We start from the raw sequence: 19,922 nt of genomic DNA, 5'->3' as shown, positions 1-19,922 counted from the left end.
CTTTAAGTCGTTATTTTTACGTTTTTTCTACTTGGGAAAATTCAAGCTCTACTGAGGTTGTTCGACCAAAGATTAACACTTCAACTTTAAGAATACTCTTATCATAGTCAACCGCTTCAACCGTGCCATTAAACTCATTGAACGGCCCATCAATCACTAAAATCTCTTCACCAGGTTGATAAGCAACCTTAGGTTTAGGTTTATCAGCACCCTCTTGAACGCGCGCCATAATACGATCTACTTCGCGTTGGGTAATTGGTGAAGGTTTGCCTGAAGAGCCGCCAATAAAGCCAATAACATTATTGGTATTTTTAACCAACAACCAGCTTGGCTCAGTGAGCTCCATGCTAACCAACATATAGCCTGGGAAAAACTTGCGCTCAGCGGTCTTTTTCTGACCATCTTTAAGCTCAACAACTTGTTCAGTTGGAACCATTACTTCGCCAATTAGATCCTCTAAACCTTCTCTAGCAACAGCATCTTCGATTGCAGTTTTAACTTTAGCTTCATATCCACTTCTAGCGTGAAGGACGTACCATCTTTTAGACATTTATAACTCTCTTAATTTGTTAATAGCTGAACCATCCATGAGAAGAATGCATCAACTATCCACAAGAAAATAGCAACAATCACAACAGCAACCATAATCATGCCTGTTGTCTTAACAGTTTCATCACGCGTTGGCCATACAACCTTGCGTAATTCAATTTTGGTTTCTTTTGTGAACGCTGCTAAACGTTTACCTTGGGGTGTCTTGAAAAATATCAAGCCAGCAATAACCAGTCCCACCAACAAAACCAACACTTTGTACAATGTTGTTGCTAGTGCTAATGGATCCAAATAAAACACGACAAGAGACCCAATCACTACAAGAATTGATAAGTACATTCCTAGTGATGAATCTTTTGCTTGGCTTTCTATTGCTTTACTCACATTACACCTTTTAACATGGCAGGCGAGGAGGGACTCGAACCCCCAACCAACGGTTTTGGAAACCGCCACTCTACCAGTTGAGCCACTCGCCTATAAACTTTAAAGGCTCGGACCTAAGTCCGAGCCAAATTCTTCTTAGGTTTTATTAAGCTTTAGCTTAAAATTAATCCGTAACCTTAGAAACAACACCCGCACCTACAGTACGACCACCTTCTCTAATTGCGAATCTTAAACCATCTTCCATAGCGATTGGTGAAAGAAGCTCTACTTGCATCTTTACGTTATCGCCTGGCATTACCATCTCTACGCCATCAGGTAGCTTACAAGCACCTGTTACGTCAGTTGTACGGAAGTAGAACTGTGGACGGTAGTTATCAAAGAATGGCGTATGACGGCCACCCTCATCTTTACTTAAAACATAAACTTCTGCTTCAAACTTAGAGTGCGGCTTAATTGAACCAGGCTTAGCTAGTACTTGACCACGTTCAACTTCTTCACGCTTAGTACCACGAAGTAGCACACCAACGTTATCGCCTGCTTCACCAGAATCTAATAACTTACGGAACATCTCAACACCCGTACACGTTGTTGTTTGTGTATCTTTAATACCAACGATTTCTAATTCATCACCAACGTTAACGATACCAGCTTCAATACGACCTGTTACAACCGTACCACGACCAGAGATTGAGAATACATCCTCAATTGGCATAATGAATGTCTTTTCAGTGTCACGTACAGGCTCAGGGATGTATGTGTCTAATGCTTCTACAAGCTTTAAGACTGAAGGTACACCAATGTCAGATGTATCGCCTTCTAAAGCTTTAAGAGCAGAGCCAAGAATAACTGGCGTGTCATCACCTGGGAAATCGTATTCATTTAAAAGTTCACGGATTTCCATTTCAACTAATTCGATTAACTCTTCATCGTCAACCATGTCAGCTTTGTTCATGTAAACAACGATGTAAGGTACACCTACTTGCTTAGATAAAAGAATGTGCTCACGCGTTTGAGCCATTGGGCCGTCTGTTGCAGCAATAACGATAATAGCGCCGTCCATTTGTGCAGCACCAGTAATCATGTTTTTAACGTAGTCGGCGTGTCCCGGGCAGTCAACGTGTGCGTAGTGACGAGTCTCTGACTCGTATTCTACGTGTGACGTTGAAATCGTGATACCACGCTCTCTTTCTTCAGGTGCTTTGTCAATATCAGCAAAGTCTGTTGCTTCACTACCGTTAGCCTCAGCCATTACTTTAGTAATTGCTGCAGTTAACGTAGTTTTACCATGGTCAACGTGACCGATTGTGCCCACGTTTACGTGTGGCTTGGTTCTTTCAAATTTTTCTTTTGACATTTTTAGTCCCCTACGTTTTACAATTAAATTTTACAAATTATGGAGCTCACCAGCGGATTTGAACCGCCGACCTCTTCCTTACCAAGGAAGTGCTCTACCGACTGAGCTAGGTGAGCACATTCCCCCACTTGGAGCGGGTAACGAGAATCGAACTCGTCTCATTGGCTTGGAAGGCCAAGGTAATACCAATATACGATACCCGCAAATTCTTTTGTTTTATGGTGGAGAGAGAAGGATTCGAACCTTCGAAGCCGGAGGCGATGGATTTACAATCCACATACTTTAACCACTCGTAAATCTCTCCAAAACAATCCGCAATTATCCCATAGCTATTTACTATTCGCAAGGGGTATTTTGATGTTTTTTTAAGTTTTTTCTAAAGTCGTGAAACGCCACTGGCAATAGCCGCATCATAAACAGCTTTTGGAACGATATCGATCAGTCTTTTATCAAATGGCTTAGGAATAATATATTCCTTTCCAAAACTCATAGACTCAGCGTTGTAGGCAATTAATACATCTTTAGGGACTTCTAACTTCGCCAAATCTCTTAATGCATGTACAGCAGCAATTTTCATTTCAATGTTAATTTCGCTCGCCTTTGCATCTAATGCGCCTCTAAAAATAAAAGGAAAGCCTAAAACGTTATTAACCTGATTAGGGTAATCACTACGCCCTGTTGCCATAATTAAATCATCGCGTACAGCGTTTGCATCAGCAGGTGAAATTTCAGGATCAGGGTTGGATAAGGCAAATACAATAGGATTATCTGCCATTGACTTAACCATATCTTGAGAGACTAAATTAGCCGCAGCTACACCAATAAAAATATCTGCATCTTGCATAGCATCTGCTAATGTCTTCTTATTGGTTTTAACCGCATATTGTGCTTTAACTTCACTGACATTTTGCAAGTCTGTTGAAATTACGCCTTCTCGGTCAACCAGTAGAATGTTTTCTTTTTTCAAACCCAATTCGCACAAAAGGTTTAATGTTGCAATACCTGCTGACCCTGCGCCTAGACAAACCAACTTTGCAGTTTCAATAGACTTACCCTGAATTTCAATTGAATTCAAAAGTCCTGCTGCAATAATAATTGCCGTGCCATGTTGATCATCATGAAAAACTGGAATATCCAACTCTGCTATTAAGCGTTTTTCAATTTCAAAACAGCGTGGTGCAGAGATATCTTCCAAGTTAATTCCACCAAAAGTTGGTGCAATATTTTTAACCGTTTGAATAAACTCTTCTACATCTTGCGTATCAACTTCAATGTCAAACACATCAACATCAGCAAAATGTTTAAACAAGACTGCCTTACCCTCCATTACAGGTTTCGAGGCCAATGGACCAATATTGCCCAATCCTAATACTGCAGAACCATCCGTAATAACAGCAACCAAGTTATTTTTAATGGTGTAATTATTCACCAGTTCAGGGTTTTTAGCAATTTCAAGACAAGGTGCAGCAACACCTGGTGAATATGCCAAACTTAGATCCTCTTTTGTAGCTAATTGCTTATGTGACGAAACCACTAATTTTCCAGGACGATCACCTTGGTGGTAATCAAGTGCTTGCTGATGTAATTCTTCTTGAGTTATCATAATTTTTATTTTGTTTTAATTAATAAGTATCTTTAAATTTTTTTACGCCCAACCAAGAACTTGATTCATCTTGGTAATATTAGAAACCGAAATCCCTTTAGGACATACACGCTCACAATACCGATGATTTGAACAACTGCCAAAGCCTTCACTTTCCATTTGATTAAACATTTTTTGTGCACGATCTTGTTCTTCAATCTTACCTTGTGGCAATAACGATAAGTGTGTAATTTTAGCGGCAACAAACAAGGTTGCCGATGCATTTGGACATACAGCAACACAAGCGCCACAACCAATACAGGTGGCTGAATTAAAAGCTTCATCTGCGCTATGCTTATCCACCAACAAAGCATTCGCCTCAGGTGCAGACCCAGTATGCACTGATACGTAACCACCTGATTGAATAATATTGTCAAATGAGGTTCGATCAACCGTTAAGTCTTTGATCACTGGAAACGATTCAGCGCGCCAAGGCTCTACCCATAGCTCAGTTTGATGCTTGTAATCACGCATATACAGTTGGCACGTTGTTGTGGCTTTTTTATCACCATGTGGATAGCCATTGATAACCAATGAACAAGCGCCACAAATACCTTCACGGCAATCATAATCAAAAACAATACAATCTTGATCTTTGGCAATAAGCTGTTCATTGAGTTGGTCAAGCATCTCCAAAAACGAGGTATCTTCATCAATATTATCAATCTGATAAGTGACAAAGTCCCCTTTAATATCGCCGTTTTTTTGTCGCCAAATATGTAGAGTAAAATTCATTTGTAGTTCCTTACAGTCGGTTCGATAAACTCGTAATTAAGCTGCTCTTTACGTAGCATTGGTTGTTCAGGCTTATACTCCCATGCGCCCACAAATGAAAAATCGTCATCATCTCTTTTTGCTTCACCACTTTCAGACAAATATTCCACTCGCGCATGAGCGCCACAAGATTCTTCACGCATCAATGCATCTTGACACATCAATTTACCTAATTCAATAAAATCTGCCACTCGACCCGCACGCTCTAACGTTTGGTTTAGATCTTGATCAACGCCAGTCACTTTAATATTTTGCCAAAACTGGGATTCTAATTCAGCAATCTCACCAATGGCTTGATTTAATCGATCTGCTTCACGCGACATGCCGCAAGCTTCCCATAATACCTTTCCTAACTTTTGATGAAAATATTCTGGTGAGTGTTTAGGTGCGGGTGCATTCATTAATTGGTGAATGCGATCTTTCACTGTCTTCAAGCTCTGCACCACTTGAGGATGGGTATCGTCTACGTCAGCCAAGCTACTATTGGCTAAATAATTAGCAACTGTTTTTGGTAGAATAAAATAGCCATCTGCCAGCCCTTGCATTAGTGCAGAAGCACCCAGGCGGTTAGCACCGTGGTCAGAAAAATTAGCTTCACCACCGGCAAATAAACCCTCTATGGTTGTCATTAAATTGTAATCTACCCACAATCCACCCATGGTGTAGTGTGGCGCCGGATAAATCTTCATCGGGGTTTGATAAGGATCTTCACCAGTAATACTCGAATACATGTCAAATAAATTACCGTACTTTTCGGCGACTGCCTCTAGGCCTAATTTTTCAATAATAGCGCTAAAATCTAAATACACACCCAAACGTTGGCCATGAATCTTACTGCCCACACCATGACCTTGGTCACAAATATGCTTCACCGCACGTGATGCTACATCTCTAGGCACTAGATTGGCAAAAGCTGGATACATTCTTTCTAAAAAATAATCTCTATCTTCTTCTTTAATGTCCGCTGGATTTTTTGTGCAATCTTCGATATTTTTAGGGGCCCAAATACGTCCATCATTACGCAAAGACTCACTCATTAGCGTCAATTTAGATTGATTCTCACCTGTTGGTGGTACACAAGTTGGGTGAATTTGAGTAAAGCTTGGGTTGGCAAAATACGCGCCCTGCTTATAAGCACGCCAAGTTGCTGAGGTATTGCAACCTTTGGCATTGGTTGATAAATAAAAGGCATTGCTATAGCCACCTGTGCACAAAATAACACAATCAGCTGTGTGTGCAGAGATCTCGCCACTGATCAAATCTCTCACTATCACGCCTCGCGCTTTATCATCAACCATAATTAGCTCCAACATTTCTGCTCGAGACTGATGAGAAACGTTGTCATTTTCCAGTTGACGACTATGCGCTTGATAAGCGCCAAGTAACAACTGCTGGCCTGTTTGTCCGCGTGCATAAAAAGTTCGAGAAACTTGGGTTCCACCAAACGAACGGTTAGCCAAATAACCACTATACTCTCTGGCAAAAGGCACGCCTTGAGCAACAGCTTGGTCAATAATATTACCACTCAACTCAGCTAAACGATATACATTAGATTCGCGCGCTCTAAAATCACCACCTTTAATGGTGTCGTAAAATAAACGCCAAACACTGTCACCATCATTTTGATAATTTTTGGTGGCATTAATACCACCTTGTGCAGCAATAGAATGCGCTCTGCGTGGGGAATCTTGAAAACAAAAAGAGCTTACTTGATAACCGGCTTCACCCAATGTCGCACACAGAGAAGCGCCTGCAAGCCCTGTACCCACAACAATAATCTTATGTTTTTTACGATTTTGTGGCGCAATTAACGATAAGTTGAACAGATGTTTTTCCCAACGACTCTCTAAAGGACCTGTTGGCTCGTTTGCATAAAGATTACTCATAATATAACACTCATTGGAATACTAATAAAACTAACAACAACAACCAGAACAATGCCAATTGCAGCAGCATGATGATGCTTGGACGATAAGCCAAATGTTTGTAATACATTAGTTAGTCCGTGATGCAAGTGCGCCGCCAAGGTTATCAAACCAAGTCCATAAATAAGCCACATGATTGGATTAGAAAACATAGAGACAATTGATTGGTATAAATCGACTTTATCAATCAATAGTGTCATCTGCACAGAATGAAAAACAATAAAGGCGAATAATGCAGCTGCACCGCCCCAAGCTAGCACTCTTGGAATAGCCTCAGGATATTTTTTCTGATATCTAACTCCAGCACTAGTGTTATTATAAAGTTGACGAGAAACAGCGGTAATCACATGAAAAATTAGTGTTGCAATCAATAGTACCAACATAAAGGCATAAAAAGGCGTTTGCGAAAACCAATGATAAAAATCATTAAAAGTATCTTTTCCTGAATGAAAGTTAAGCAGGCTCAACAAATGAAAAACAAGATACAAAAGCCAAATTAAACCAGCAATGGCCATCCATTTTTTACGCGTTGCTGTGTGATTAAAAAAGTTCATCGAATTCCTTTCTAGGCTGTAAGCCTTCTTTTTCTATAGTTCTAAGGCAACTGTTATAACGCAAAATCGGATCTGAACAGTGTTTAGGTGCCATTTTCTCAGCAATTTCATACTTGCCAATTGCTTCCATTAAGCCTTTATAAGCAAAAGAGTGAGACATAGAGTGTTTTAACAGCCCTCTTGCCTTTCTTTCCAAAAAGATACCCATATAATAATGTCGATGAAATTCAGAATCGAGTCTATCAATTGTTTCTGTAATTTTCTTATGCGAGATTTTGACATTACTAAGGCTTAATTGATCCGTTAATGCCAAGATATAAACCACAAGTGCTTGCTGATTGTCAGGATCTACTGCAAACACATCAATACAAATGCTAATGGCCAAATCTGGCTCTAGTAATGATCGATACTGTCTAGCTTTATCAAGTACCGTATCAATGGATTCTTTATCGATTAAATGGTATTTCATACCCCCCCTTATAAAAATATTACTTAAATGTTTAAACCTATGTACTAAATATTAAACAGTCTTGGTGTTATGGTTTTATTAAGATAAAGATTATCATACATAAACCCGTCTTACCTAACTATTTTTTTCATAATGTAACCAACTATTTTCATAATATGAAATATTATTACAATAATAAAGCGACCTATTAAAAATCATCCTATATTATAAGAAACCTAAAGAACAATCAAATTGACACAACAAAATTTAATTGTTTTAATCACAATAACCAAGGGGGAGATATGAGTGATTATGTTGTTTGGCTAGATAAAGTGGGTATTACCGATGTAGAAAGTGTTGGTGGAAAAAACGCTTCTTTAGGAGAAATGATTGGCGCCTTAACCAGCCAAGGTGTGCGAGTACCTGGTGGCTTTGCCACAACAGCCTATGCTTTTGAAATGTTTCTAGATCATAATAATCTCAAAGTAAAAATTAATGAGTTGCTTAAAGATCTAGATCCTAATAATATCCAAGCACTAACCTCTGTTGGCTCAACCATACGTAACTGGGTGCAAGAATCTCATTTTCCAGAGGCACTACACAATGATATTATTAGCAATTATCAACAATTGGAACAAGAGCTAGGATCAACGGCCACCTTTGCGGTAAGATCTTCTGCAACTGCCGAGGATTTGCCTGAAGCCTCATTCGCCGGACAACAAGAAACTTATCTCAATGTCCATGGTATTGACGATATCCTTGGCGCTATCAAGAAAGTATTCGCCTCCCTTTATAACGATCGCGCTATTTCATATCGTGTACACCAAGGATTTGAGCATTCAGAAGTCGCCCTATCAGCAGGCATTCAACAAATGGTCAGAAGTGACATTGGTGCCAGTGGTGTTATGTTTACGATTGACACAGAATCTGGATTTGATGAAACAGTCTTTATCACTTCTGCTTATGGACTAGGTGAAACAGTGGTTCAAGGCTCGGTTAACCCTGATGAGTTTTATGCCCATAAACCAACCTTGCACGCTAATAAACCAGCTATTTTAAGTCGAACCCTAGGCTCAAAAGAAATCAAAATGACTTACGCTTATGATGATTTAAAAAGCAGTGTTGCCATTGAATCTGTCCCTAAAGATCAACAGCAGCAATTCAGTTTAAACGACGATCAAATTCAAGAGCTTGCTCGCTACGCAGTCATTATTGAAAAACACTATCAAAGGCCGATGGATATCGAATGGGCACTCGATGGCGGCAATAACAAACTCTATATTGTACAAGCTCGTCCAGAGACGGTTAAAAGCAGAGAAGACACCTCGCATACAATCGATAGATATCAACTCACACAAAAATCAGACATACTCATTGAAGGTCGAGCCATTGGTCAAAAAATTGGACACGGTCCTGCGCGTATTATTAGTAACATTTCTGAAATGGACCAAGTTCAACCAGGAGATGTTTTAGTCACAGACATGACAGATCCCGATTGGGAGCCGGTGATGAAACGCGCCTCTGCTATTATTACCAATCGCGGAGGTCGTACCTGTCACGCTGCTATTATCGCTCGTGAATTAGGCGTTCCAGCCATTGTTGGCACGGGCAATGCAACAGAGGCCTTAACTAATCAAACACCTGTCACCGCCTCTTGTGCACAAGGTGATACCGGCTATGTCTATGAAGGCATACTAGATTTTGAGCACACACAGCTAGCGGTTGATGCACTGCCTGAAATTCCCACCAAAATTATGATGAATGTTGGTAATCCAAGTAGAGCCTTTGATTTTGCCAGCATTCCTAATGCGGGCGTTGGCTTGGCGCGCTTGGAGTTTATCATTAATACCACTATTGGCATTCACCCTAAGGCATTGCTGGAATTTAACCAATTGCCGAGTGATATGCAAGCACATATTCAACAAAAAACAGCAGGCTACAACTCTCCTCTTGAATTCTATGTGAGCAAACTTACCGAAGGTATTGCTACTATCGCCGCCTCATTTTCTAATAGCCCTGTCATTATTAGAATGTCGGATTTTAAATCCAACGAATATGCAAATCTATATGCAGGCACAAGATACGAACCTACTGAGGAAAACCCAATGATCGGCTTCAGAGGGACAGCCAGATACTTGTCAGAAGATTTTAGAGCTTGCTTTGAATTAGAATGTCAGGCACTTAAAAAAGTTAGAGAAGAAATGGGATTAACTAATGTAGAAATTATGATCCCATTTGTCAGAACCTTGAGCGAAGCTGCCCAAGTTATTGAACTCTTAAAGATTAACGGATTGGAGCGTGGTGTTAACGGCCTTCGAGTGATTATGATGTGCGAGCTACCTTCAAATGCTGTACTTGCTGATGAATTTTTACACTATTTTGACGGCTTCTCCATTGGCTCTAATGACTTAACACAACTCACTCTAGGCATGGATCGTGACTCAGGCATTATTGCCGATGGATTTGACGAGCAAGACCCGGCGGTTAAGAAGATGATTTCTATGGCAATTAGTGCTTGTCATGCACAAAATAAATATATTGGTATTTGTGGACAAGGCCCTTCTGATCATCCAGAGTTAGCACAATGGCTACTGGAACAAAAAATCACCAGCATTTCGCTCAATCCAGATACCGTTGTACAAACCTGGTCACACCTTGGTCAAGCAAAACATTAAAAGCACAGACGTCTTTTTCGTTTCTGACCGTACAGGCATTACGGCAGAAGCATTGGGAAGTAGTCTGCTCAGCCAATTTGAAAGTGTGGAATTTAATAAAATCCACCTATCCTTTATTGACACACTGGATAAAGCCATCGATGCAGTTGAACAGGTCAATCGTGCCTCTTCAAAGGCAGGCAGTCCAGTCTTGGTATTTAGCACTCAAATTAATCATGAATTTCGAGTCATGATGTCAAAAAGTGATTGTGTATTTTTTGATTTTTTTGATACGTTTATCTCAAAAATGGAGCGTTCGCTAGAACTAAAATCTTCGCATACTGCCGGACGATTGCATGGATTAAGCCATAATAGCAACTATACAGATCGAATTAGTAGTATTAACTTTGCCCTAGGCAGTGACGATGGTTTAGGCGCCAAAAGTTATGAAAATGCAGACCTTATTCTGATTGGCGTATCCCGCTCCGGCAAAACACCCAGCTGTTTATTTATGGCATTGCAATACGGTATTAATGCAGCGAACTACCCACTCATCGAACAAGACCTGGACAATACGCGCCTACCAGAAAGCTTGCAACCCTATAAACACAAGTTATTTGGTCTTACCATTAACCCCATTCGCCTGCAAAAAATCAGAGATGAGCGTAGAAGTAATAGTAACTATGCCTCACTCAAGCAATGCCAAAATGAAGTGAAACGTGCAGAAGATTTGTACCACACTAACCACATTCCTTTTATAGATACCACACAAACTTCTATTGAGGAAATTAGTGCCAAAATTATCAACAAATTATCGCTAAGATAAGCCGCATGCTTTATTTTAGAAGGCCATTGACAGGATTAAACTTATAGCATAACCTTGCAATTGTTATTGACTAAACTACTCTGAGGAGAGAAAAATGAAAAAAGATATAAAATTAATAGCAGCCACTGTTGTTGCCATGGGATTACTCGCATCACCTATAGCCTCTGCTAAAGAAATTGTGATCAAGTTTTCACACGTCACCACAGAAGCTACACCCAAAGGCAAAGGCGCCATGTTGTTTAAAAAACTGGTAGATGAGCGTCTAGGCGGAAAAGTGCGTGTTGAGGTTTTTCCAAGTTCTCAACTATATACTGATAAGGCTGTTTTAAAAGCCTTGTTATTAAATGATGTTCAATTAGCAGCACCATCGCTATCTAAATTTAGCAAATACACTAAGCAATGGGCATTATTTGACCTGCCTTTCTTATTTAAAAACCCACAAGCACTTAATTGCTTTACCGACTCTGCTAAGGGTCAGGCGCTTTTAGGGGCTGCTGAAAGAAAAGGCATTAAAGGTTTAGGCTACTGGCTAAACGGTATGAAGCAAATTTCAGCTAACCATGCTTTAATTAACCCTGAAGATGCCAAAGGGTTGAAATTCCGTATCATGAGCTCTGATGTACTCAAAGCACAATTTGAAGCGGTTAATGCAAATCCACAAAAAATGGCCTTTTCAGAAGTTTACAATGCGCTTGCAACGGGTGTTATTGATGGCCAAGAAAACACCTGGTCAAATATTCGTTCAAAGAAATTCTTTGAAGTACAAAAAGATACCACTATCTCTAACCATGGTGTTTTAGAGTACGCACTTGTTACTAATAAGCGTTTTTGGAATAATCTACCAACTGACATTCGTATGCAGTTAGACCAAATTGTTAAAGAAGTAACAGTTCAAGTTACGCAGTTTGCACTGGATGCAGCGGTTAAAGATATGCAGACTGTTGCAGATTCTGGAAAAACCAACATCCACACACTTACTGATTCACAAAAAGAGCAATGGGTGAGCGCTATGAAGCCAGTTTGGGCTCAATTTGAAGACCAAGTGGGCAAAGACAACATTGCTGCAGTACAGCAGTGTAACGCCAAAAACTAAGGAAATAATAAAAACACAACCAATCTAAGTGTTGTGTTTTTATAAAAAACCTTTTCATAATTATGAATCAAAGACATATTAGCAATAGTCATAATTACGCAAAGATTTTTTCATGATTAAATTCTCAAACCTTATCAATCATCTTGAAGAGTGGCTTATCACCCTCTTATTAGCCTCGATGACGCTACTGACTTTTTCACAAGTTGTTGCTCGCTATGTTTTTAATTCTGGCGCCGTTTGGGTGCTCGAGGCCACAACCTATTTATTTGCCTGGCTAGTTTTACTAGGTGCTTCTTATATTATCAAATGCGGTGCACACATTGCAGTAGATAGCGTTGTTGATTTATTCTCTAAAAAAAATAAAAAAATAATCACCTTATTTGCCATTTCAGCTTGCATGGTGTTTGTCATCATTATGTTTATTGGTAGTTATGAATATGTATCGCTACTTAAAGATATTGACATTGAAATGGAAGACTTACCAATCCTAGAATGGCAAGCCAAAATCATCCTGCCACTAGGCTTTGCACTGATGTTTTATCGACTGATTGAAGTAGCAATTGATGTTATTAATAACAAAACATCCTCCATGCATTTTGATACGCACAACAACGACTATAAAGAATGATTATTTTCACTCTATTCTTTATGCTTTTTGGCTTGATGGCTATGGGTGTTCCTGTCGCCTTTTCATTAGGCCTGTCCAGTGTCACCGTTATTCTTCTATTCGGCAGTGAATCTCTAGCATCCCTTGCAGGTCATTTATTCAGTGCTATGGAGCATTACACATTAATGGCGATTCCATTTTTCATTCTAGCCTCTTCTTTTTTATCCAAAGGTGGCTCTGCACAACGTTTGGTTGATTTTGCTATCGCCAGTATAGGCTGGATTAAAGGCGGCCTGCCAATGGCCTCTGTACTCGCTTGCATGATGTTTGCTGCTGTTTCTGGCTCATCACCTGCCACCGTTATCGCCATCGGCTCTATTGTAATTGCTGGCATGGTGAAAGAAGGCTATCCACAATCTTACGCCGCCGGCGTTATTAGCTCTGCTGGCACCATGGGTATTCTCATACCACCTTCTATTGTAATGGTAGTATACGCCGCTGCTACTGAAGTGTCCGTCGGCAGAATGTTTTTAGCAGGTGTTATTCCAGGGCTGATCATTGGCTCAATGATGATGGTTGCCATTTATTTCACCGCCAGAATTAAAGGCTATCCAAGCGTGACCTTTAAAGGATTCAAGCATTTAATCAAAGCCTTTACGGGTGCATCAGGTGGATTGTTCTTAGTGGTTATTATTATGGGTGGTATTTATGGTGGCATTTTCACCCCAACTGAAGCCGCCGCCGTCGCGGCCGTTTACGCCTTTATTCTGGGCGTATTTGTTTATAAAGATATCAAAATAAAAGAAATTTCGACCGTCATTAAGGATTCAGCAAAAACCTCAATCATGCTGATGTTCATTATTGCTAACGCCATGCTTTTTGCCTTTGTACTGACCAACGAACGTATTCCACACGAAATCGCTGAAACTATCATTGCATTTGGATTGCCCGTATGGGGATTTTTACTCATTGTTAATTTGGTGTTACTGATCGCTGGCAACTTCATGGAGCCTTCAGCGGTATTACTGATTATGGCGCCTATCTTATTTCCTATTGCGATAGAGCTCGGCATTGACCCTATTCACTTGGGTATTATCATGGTGGTTAATATGGAAATTGGCATGCTCACCCCACCCGTCGGCCTGAATCTGTTTGTCACCTCAAGCATTACTGGCATGCCACTGATTGAAGTGATTAAATCAACCTTGCCATGGTTATTACTAATGATGGTTTTCTTGATGATGATCACCTTTATTCCGCAAATATCTACTTACCTACCAACCCTGCTCATGGGTCCAGAGATTATTGGCGGTTAAATTTGCTCATTTGCAAAATATCCAAAATTTTTAAAAAAATATCTATCATTCTCCAAATTTGCCATTTTTCTAGCAAAAAACCGTATTTTTTCGGCCAAAAACACACTTTTTTGATCAAGATAACACCTTTAAAACCCTTTTAAACACTGATATTTGTCACATTTCAATAATTTGTTAAATTTTTATTAAACGTATTTTTATCAAAATTATAATAAAGTGGTTGAAAGTGGTACAAAGTGGTATAAAATGTTATTTATAACTACTTGAGGAGAGTTATAAAAAATGCAACCAATCAATCATTCGGGAGAGAAAAATATGGACGCTTTACTACACACTTTTATCTACGCATCAGCAGCAGTTATCCTTTCATTGGGTTTTGCAACGATTGTTTAACACCATTAAAAAATGTTTAGAGGTGTACACAATTTAACAGTCGATGCAAAGGGGCGAATAAAAGTCCCCACGCGTCATCAGGTTCAGATCGATAGTATTTGCGCCGGACAGATGGTACTTAGTATTCATCCTGATGATCCATGTTTATTGTTATACCCCTTAAAAGATTGGCAAGCGCTGGAAGAAAAAGTCAGCGCCCTGCCTTCTTTAAATATCCATACCAAACGCTTAAAGCGCAAGCTCATTGGACATGCAACAGATTGTGAGCTAGACAAAGCAGCGCGCATCTTAATCCCTAGTGCTTTGCGAGACTATGCAAACATTGGCAAAAAAATTATTCTCAGTGGCCAAGGTCACAATTTTGAACTCTGGGATGAAGATACTTGGAATGAGCAGCTTAACAACCTAGAAGCGTTAAGCAAAAAGGAAGAAATCCCAATAGAAATTTCTCAATTATCGTTATGAGCTCAAATCATCATCAATCGGTTATGTTTAATGAATCGATTGATGCGCTTGATTTAATCGAACATGGTATTTATATTGATGCGACTTTTGGACGTGGTGGCCATTCTCAGGGGATTTTAGATCGACTGGGTGATCAGGCTCAACTGATTGCTTTTGACCAAGATTTAAGCGCCATTGAATACGCTAAAGATAAATTTAATGACCCTCGATTAACCCTAATTCACAGTCCTTTTTCACAAATGCACACCGCGATTGAAGCCCTCGGACTTAGCGGAAAAATTAACGGAATTTTGATGGACTTAGGCGTCTCTTCGCCACAACTTGACAACGCCGATCGAGGTTTTAGCTTTCAAACTGAAGGCCCCTTGGATATGCGCATGAATCAAACCACAGGATTAAGTGCGGCGCAATGGTTAGCACAGGCTAATGAAGAAGAAATTGCCAATGTGATTTATCAATTTGGTGATGAAAAAAAATCTCGTCATATCGCTTCTAGAATTAAAAAATTTCAATTAGAGCAATCATTAGAGACCACTTTACAATTGGCCAATCTTGTTAGTGAAGTGGTCAGAGGTCAAAAGAAAAAACACCCCGCCACACGAACTTTCCAAGCGATTCGAATTTTTATCAATCAAGAGCTTAAACAGCTTACAGAGACGTTAGAGCATTCTAAAGACGTTCTAAGTAACAATGGCAGATTATCTATTATCAGTTTTCACTCGATTGAAGACCGTATTGTAAAGCGTTTTATTCAGAAAAATTCACGACAAAAGCCCCTGCCTAAAGGCTTGCCAGTGGCTAATCAAGCATTAGAAAAAATGCCGTTTAAGGATCTAGGTAAACAATTTGCTAGTAAAGACGAAGTAAAACACAATAAACGTTCACGTAGCGCTATCTTAAGGGTTGCGGTGAAAAACTGATCATGCCAGCAGCCATAAACAAGCTTCAACTTAATCTTGTGCTACTCTTTGCTATAGTTGCTTTAAGTTTGTTAAGTATTGTTTGGCATCATCAAACCTATACACTTTATAAACAGATTAAGCGTGCCACCACCCAGCAGCATCAAATGATGGCGCTAAACAAACAACTCTTAAGTGAACACTCTCAAATTATGAGTGGCGATGAAATTAAAGTGCACGCGATCAATCAGCTAAAAATGAAAGAGCCTGAGCCGGGTGATTTTGGCAGATGGTTTAAGGGTAATTTGTCATTATGAAAATCCCTTTTCTAAAAAAATTTCCCGGCCTTGAAAAAGTTCAAGGATATTGGCGTCGACAGGGGTTTGTAAAATTTATATTTACCGCTTTATTTGCTATTTTTTCTTATCAAGCTATTTCCATTTCCAATACCCATAAACCTGGATTATCTGTGCAAGAACGCGCGCACAACCAAGCCAACAAACTACAAACCAACACCGCTAGACGCGGGGATATTCTAGATCGAAATGGCAACATATTGGCCAGCTCTAGACTGCTAAAACGGGTGATATTAGATCCCATGCTGATTGATCCAGCTTTTATCCCTGGCTTGGCACAAGCACTCAATATGAATGAGGAAAAACTCAGCACACTGCTTGCTAAAAAAAGAGCGATAAAATCACGCTACCTACCGATTAAGAAAAACATCACCCTCACCGACCCTATTCTTGAAAACCTGATTGCTTTTAAAAAACAAAGAGTACGAGTATGCATTAAAAAACCAGGTCATGCCAAAATCAGCTTAACCGATAAAATACTGAACGCTATTAATTGGCAATCGGTAACGGGTGAAAAAATAATGATTAACCGTTGCTCAAAAAAGAGAATTGGACAGGCAGTTGTTTTAAGACAAGACACGCAAAGATACTATCCTAAGTCTGCTTCCATGGCACCTCTGTTGGGTCGTGTTAATTCAGAAAATAAAGGTGGATCAGGCATCGAGGCAGAGTTTGAAAATGTTCTGGCTGGTGTAGATGGTAAAAACCATTTAAACTTTTTAAAAAAGAGCAGTAAGGCTTATTTCAATCCACAGGTGACGGCTCAGCTATTACATGGGCAAAATATCGAGCTAACAATTGATACCGATATCCAATACCATGCTTATGCAGCGATTAAAAAATCGGTTTTAAAACATGAGGCTAACTCAGGATCGGCCATTATTCTATCGCCTAATGGCGAGGTGTTAGCCATGGTCAACTACCCTGCTGATGACCCTAATGATAAGAGTTTGTACAATCCGAGTCATTATCGTAATCGCGTATTATCTGACAAAGTAGAGCCAGGCTCTACTATGAAACCCTTCACCATGCTTTTGGCACTTGACCAGGGCAAAATTAGCGCAGAAGATGGTGAGCTGATTGATGTCAGCAAGTCAATCGGGCACCTTAAAACCAATCGGGAAGTAAGGAAATATGGTGACGCTATTACTGTGAAAAAGATCCTGCAAAAATCTCATAACTTAGGCACTGTTAACGTCTCTGAGCGTCTTAGCAAAGAAGCCATGTATAACACTTGGAATAAGCTTGGATTTAGCCATCCTCTGGGCTTAATTCCAAGTATTGAAAATTCAGGATCGCTTAGGCATTATTCATCGTGGGGAATGATGGACAAGCGTACACTTTCCTTCGGATACGGCCCCATGAATACCAACCTAGCTCAGCTTGCTAGAGCCTACCTTGTCTTTGCCAATCAGGGTGCAATGCCCAGTTTAAAGCTGATTAAAAACATGGTTTATAATGAAGAAAAAGTGCAAATTTTTAATAAAAAATCAACTGATAAAATAGCAGAATTACTAGACAGTGTTGCCTCTAATGATGGCTCTGGCTATTGGTCAAGTATTAAGGGCTATAGTATTGCGGGAAAAACCGGTACTGCAGAGATGAGTATCAACGGCTCTTATGATAAAAATGGCGCTCAGCGTACCTTCTTTGCAGGCTTTGTACCAGTTAAAAAACCGAAATATATTATGCTGGTGAGGTTAGATCACCCTAAAAAATGCTATTCAAAGGGTAAGAAAAAATTGAAAAGAAATTGTCAAGGATCCAACTCAGCTGCCATTGTTTTTAACGAAACCATGAAACACATTCTAACCAATGACAAGTCAATTAAAATGAGTCTAAGATAATTAGGTTTTGCGCTTACCTTTAAGAATGCCTTGCATAATTTTTTGTTGATCTTCTAAAGTATGCGCATGATGAATAGAAGATTTAATTTGCTCCGATTTTTGCTGATTTTCTATAGCAGTTAAAATAGCTAAAAATTCTTCACGAGCCTGAATCTCGCTCAAACGAGGCTCTAACGTACACAATTGCTTAAGTCGATCAAAAATCCCTTGCTTATCTTGAAAAGGTTTAATTAGTTCAGTTTGGGAAATATCCTCATCCATTTGCGCCGATCTAACCAACTCTAAAAGCACTTGTGAATTCTCGATGGTACGCACCCTAACCTCAATCGTTGAATCAGCCAATGTTGGATAATTTAATAGCAAAGTAATCATTTTAGACATCAATGCTTTCATGTTGGAACGCTTAACAACAGGCTTGCGCATGGGCTGTGAATGTCCACTATCATCTGTAAAGCTAGACATATCAACCTCATCTAGATTTTCATAGTCTACTTCCATATCTACATAAACGGGCGGCGGCTCTTGTGTTGGTGGTGCTTGCTGTTCAGCAATGGATCGCACTTGGTCAATATTTTGATCCACCACTTGAGCTAAGCCCTCTAGCAATTGTTGTTGATAGGCCTCATAATTAACCGATTTTATCAATCCTGTCGCCTTTTCTAAAAATAAGGTCTTGCCTTCAATGGTATCAAAATCGACTTCTGCTTGGAGATGCGTGAACAAAAATTGAGATAAAGTCTGAGCTTTGGCAATGCGTTGCTCAAAAGCCTTGGCTGACTCTTTTTTCACCAAAGAATCTGGATCCTCTCCATCTGGTAAAAATAAAAACTTGAATGTTGCGCCTGCTTTTATGACGGATAGGGTAATTTTTAAAGCCTTCCAGGCTGCTGCACGACCCGCATCATCACCATCAAAACAAAACACAATGGTATTGGTCGTACGTATTAAAATTTGCAAATGCTCGGTACTGGTCGCCGTACCAAGCGTGGCAACAACTTTAGTAATGCCTGCCTGATGCAATGCCACCACATCCATATAACCTTCCACCACCAGCATATAATCCATAGATCTGGAATTTTTGCGCGCATGGTATAAGCCGTATAATTCTCTTGATTTGGAAAAAATAACACTTTCAGAAGAGTTAAGATATTTGGCCTTTGCGTCTTTATCAAACGCCCTACCGCCAAAAGCAATAATATTACCTTTGGTATTATGAATCGGAAACATTAGGCGATCACGAAAGAAGTCGTAATCTCCATACTGACCTTCTTTAACCAAGCCCAGTGTTTTTAAATCAGCTACTTCTTGCTCATTACCTTCAAAATGCAACAGCAAATCTTTGTTACTTGGTGTGGCAAATCCCAGCTCAAAACGCTTGGCAATTTCGCCACTAATACCTCTAGATTTAGCATAATCTACTGCTTTAGCTTTAGCTGGAGAAGTACGCAATTGTGCCATATAAAATTCACCCACTTTTTTGGACAATGCTCGATAGCGCTCAATCCTTGGGTCAACCGGATTGGTATTAGAATCGTACTCAATGGTAAGTCCGCATTCGTTAGCAATGGTTTCAATCGCTTCCACGAAGTCTAAGTTGTCAAATTTTTGAATAAAACTAATGGCACCGCCACTCTCGCCACACTTAAAACAATGATAAAATTGCTTATGAGCATTCACGGCGAAATTACGATTTTTACCTCCGTGAAATGGACAGGGCGCACGATAATCACTGCCAGATTTTTTAAGTGGCACGCGTTTATTGATCAAATCAACGATGTCGACTTGATTAGGAAGATCGTCAATAAAGCTCTGACTAATATAAGGCATAAAGCGTAT

Annotated in this window: 18 protein-coding genes and 4 tRNA genes; 9 read left to right on the top strand and 13 right to left on the bottom strand. The window is 39.8% G+C overall.

The window, feature by feature from the left end; translation table 11 throughout:
* Positions 1–16 precede the first annotated feature (16 nt).
* The 12 genes from nusG to SP60_RS05965 form a co-directional block, all read right to left on the bottom strand.
* A complete protein-coding gene (gene nusG, locus SP60_RS06020; RefSeq protein WP_053951760.1) occupies positions 17–550 on the bottom strand; it encodes a transcription termination/antitermination protein NusG in 534 nt (177 codons plus the stop codon).
* Between the two features lie 11 nt (positions 551–561).
* Positions 562–933: a preprotein translocase subunit SecE gene (secE, locus tag SP60_RS06015; RefSeq protein WP_053951759.1), complete on the bottom strand. Its 372-nt coding sequence runs from the start codon at positions 931–933 to the stop codon at positions 562–564.
* A 16-nt stretch (positions 934–949) separates the two neighbouring features.
* A tRNA-Trp gene (locus SP60_RS06010) sits at positions 950–1,025 on the bottom strand.
* A gap of 71 nt (positions 1,026–1,096) precedes the next feature.
* Complete coding sequence (gene tuf / locus SP60_RS06005) at positions 1,097–2,287, bottom strand: elongation factor Tu (RefSeq protein ID WP_053951621.1); 1,191 nt, start codon at positions 2,285–2,287, stop codon at positions 1,097–1,099.
* Between the two features lie 40 nt (positions 2,288–2,327).
* A tRNA-Thr gene (locus tag SP60_RS06000) sits at positions 2,328–2,403 on the bottom strand.
* Positions 2,404–2,416: 13 nt separating this feature from the next.
* Positions 2,417–2,490 (bottom strand) — tRNA-Gly (locus tag SP60_RS05995).
* A gap of 16 nt (positions 2,491–2,506) precedes the next feature.
* Positions 2,507–2,591, bottom strand: a tRNA-Tyr gene (locus tag SP60_RS05990).
* Between the two features lie 72 nt (positions 2,592–2,663).
* Positions 2,664–3,890, bottom strand: coding sequence for a malic enzyme-like NAD(P)-binding protein (locus SP60_RS05985; protein ID WP_053951758.1), 1,227 nt, complete (start codon positions 3,888–3,890; stop codon positions 2,664–2,666).
* 42 nt (positions 3,891–3,932) lie between these two features.
* Positions 3,933–4,664 carry a succinate dehydrogenase/fumarate reductase iron-sulfur subunit gene (locus SP60_RS05980; RefSeq protein ID WP_053951757.1) on the bottom strand — a complete coding sequence of 244 codons (732 nt, stop codon included), beginning with the start codon at positions 4,662–4,664 and terminating at the stop codon, positions 3,933–3,935.
* Positions 4,661–6,589 carry a fumarate reductase/succinate dehydrogenase flavoprotein subunit gene (locus tag SP60_RS05975; RefSeq protein ID WP_053951756.1) on the bottom strand — a complete coding sequence of 643 codons (1,929 nt, stop codon included), beginning with the start codon at positions 6,587–6,589 and terminating at the stop codon, positions 4,661–4,663. Before SP60_RS05975 ends, SP60_RS05980 begins: the two co-directional genes overlap by 4 nt.
* Positions 6,586–7,182 (bottom strand): succinate dehydrogenase/fumarate reductase transmembrane subunit, encoded by a 597-nt coding sequence (locus SP60_RS05970; RefSeq protein ID WP_053951755.1) that lies wholly within the window; start codon positions 7,180–7,182, stop codon positions 6,586–6,588. Before SP60_RS05970 ends, SP60_RS05975 begins: the two co-directional genes overlap by 4 nt.
* Positions 7,169–7,651 carry a hypothetical protein gene (locus tag SP60_RS05965; RefSeq protein WP_053951754.1) on the bottom strand — a complete coding sequence of 161 codons (483 nt, stop codon included), beginning with the start codon at positions 7,649–7,651 and terminating at the stop codon, positions 7,169–7,171. Before SP60_RS05965 ends, SP60_RS05970 begins: the two co-directional genes overlap by 14 nt.
* Before the next feature lie 281 nt (positions 7,652–7,932).
* Between SP60_RS05965 and ppsA the strand changes: the two genes are divergently transcribed.
* From ppsA to SP60_RS05920, 9 genes are all read left to right on the top strand, one after another.
* Positions 7,933–10,305 carry a phosphoenolpyruvate synthase gene (gene ppsA, locus SP60_RS05960; RefSeq protein ID WP_053951753.1) on the top strand — a complete coding sequence of 791 codons (2,373 nt, stop codon included), beginning with the start codon at positions 7,933–7,935 and terminating at the stop codon, positions 10,303–10,305.
* Positions 10,286–11,110, top strand: coding sequence for a posphoenolpyruvate synthetase regulatory kinase/phosphorylase PpsR (ppsR, locus tag SP60_RS05955; protein WP_233487238.1), 825 nt, complete (start codon positions 10,286–10,288; stop codon positions 11,108–11,110). The genes ppsA and ppsR overlap by 20 nt, the downstream gene beginning before the upstream one ends.
* 94 nt (positions 11,111–11,204) lie before the next feature.
* Entirely contained in the window at positions 11,205–12,203 is a 999-nt protein-coding gene (locus SP60_RS05950; protein ID WP_053951752.1) for a TRAP transporter substrate-binding protein, read from the top strand.
* A gap of 112 nt (positions 12,204–12,315) precedes the next feature.
* Positions 12,316–12,831 carry a TRAP transporter small permease gene (locus tag SP60_RS05945; protein WP_053951751.1) on the top strand — a complete coding sequence of 172 codons (516 nt, stop codon included), beginning with the start codon at positions 12,316–12,318 and terminating at the stop codon, positions 12,829–12,831.
* Entirely contained in the window at positions 12,828–14,126 is a 1,299-nt protein-coding gene (locus tag SP60_RS05940) for a TRAP transporter large permease (RefSeq protein WP_053951750.1), read from the top strand. Before SP60_RS05945 ends, SP60_RS05940 begins: the two co-directional genes overlap by 4 nt.
* A gap of 405 nt (positions 14,127–14,531) precedes the next feature.
* Positions 14,532–14,984 carry a division/cell wall cluster transcriptional repressor MraZ gene (gene mraZ / locus SP60_RS05935; RefSeq protein ID WP_053951749.1) on the top strand — a complete coding sequence of 151 codons (453 nt, stop codon included), beginning with the start codon at positions 14,532–14,534 and terminating at the stop codon, positions 14,982–14,984.
* Positions 14,981–15,904 (top strand): 16S rRNA (cytosine(1402)-N(4))-methyltransferase RsmH, encoded by a 924-nt coding sequence (rsmH, locus tag SP60_RS05930; RefSeq protein ID WP_053951748.1) that lies wholly within the window; start codon positions 14,981–14,983, stop codon positions 15,902–15,904. Before mraZ ends, rsmH begins: the two co-directional genes overlap by 4 nt.
* 2 nt (positions 15,905–15,906) lie before the next feature.
* Positions 15,907–16,200 (top strand): cell division protein FtsL, encoded by a 294-nt coding sequence (locus tag SP60_RS05925; protein ID WP_053951747.1) that lies wholly within the window; start codon positions 15,907–15,909, stop codon positions 16,198–16,200.
* A complete protein-coding gene (locus SP60_RS05920; RefSeq protein ID WP_053951746.1) occupies positions 16,197–18,086 on the top strand; it encodes a peptidoglycan D,D-transpeptidase FtsI family protein in 1,890 nt (629 codons plus the stop codon). Before SP60_RS05925 ends, SP60_RS05920 begins: the two co-directional genes overlap by 4 nt.
* Here SP60_RS05920 and dnaG read toward each other — a convergent pair whose 3' ends face one another.
* Positions 18,087–19,913 carry a DNA primase gene (gene dnaG / locus SP60_RS05915; protein WP_053951745.1) on the bottom strand — a complete coding sequence of 609 codons (1,827 nt, stop codon included), beginning with the start codon at positions 19,911–19,913 and terminating at the stop codon, positions 18,087–18,089.
* Positions 19,914–19,922: the final 9 nt, after the last annotated feature.

The organism is Candidatus Thioglobus autotrophicus (assembly GCF_001293165.1).
Classification (GTDB): domain Bacteria; phylum Pseudomonadota; class Gammaproteobacteria; order PS1; family Pseudothioglobaceae; genus Thioglobus_A; species Thioglobus_A autotrophicus.
Note: the sequence above shows the minus strand (reverse complement) of the source record. Positions and strands in the feature narration are given on the sequence as shown.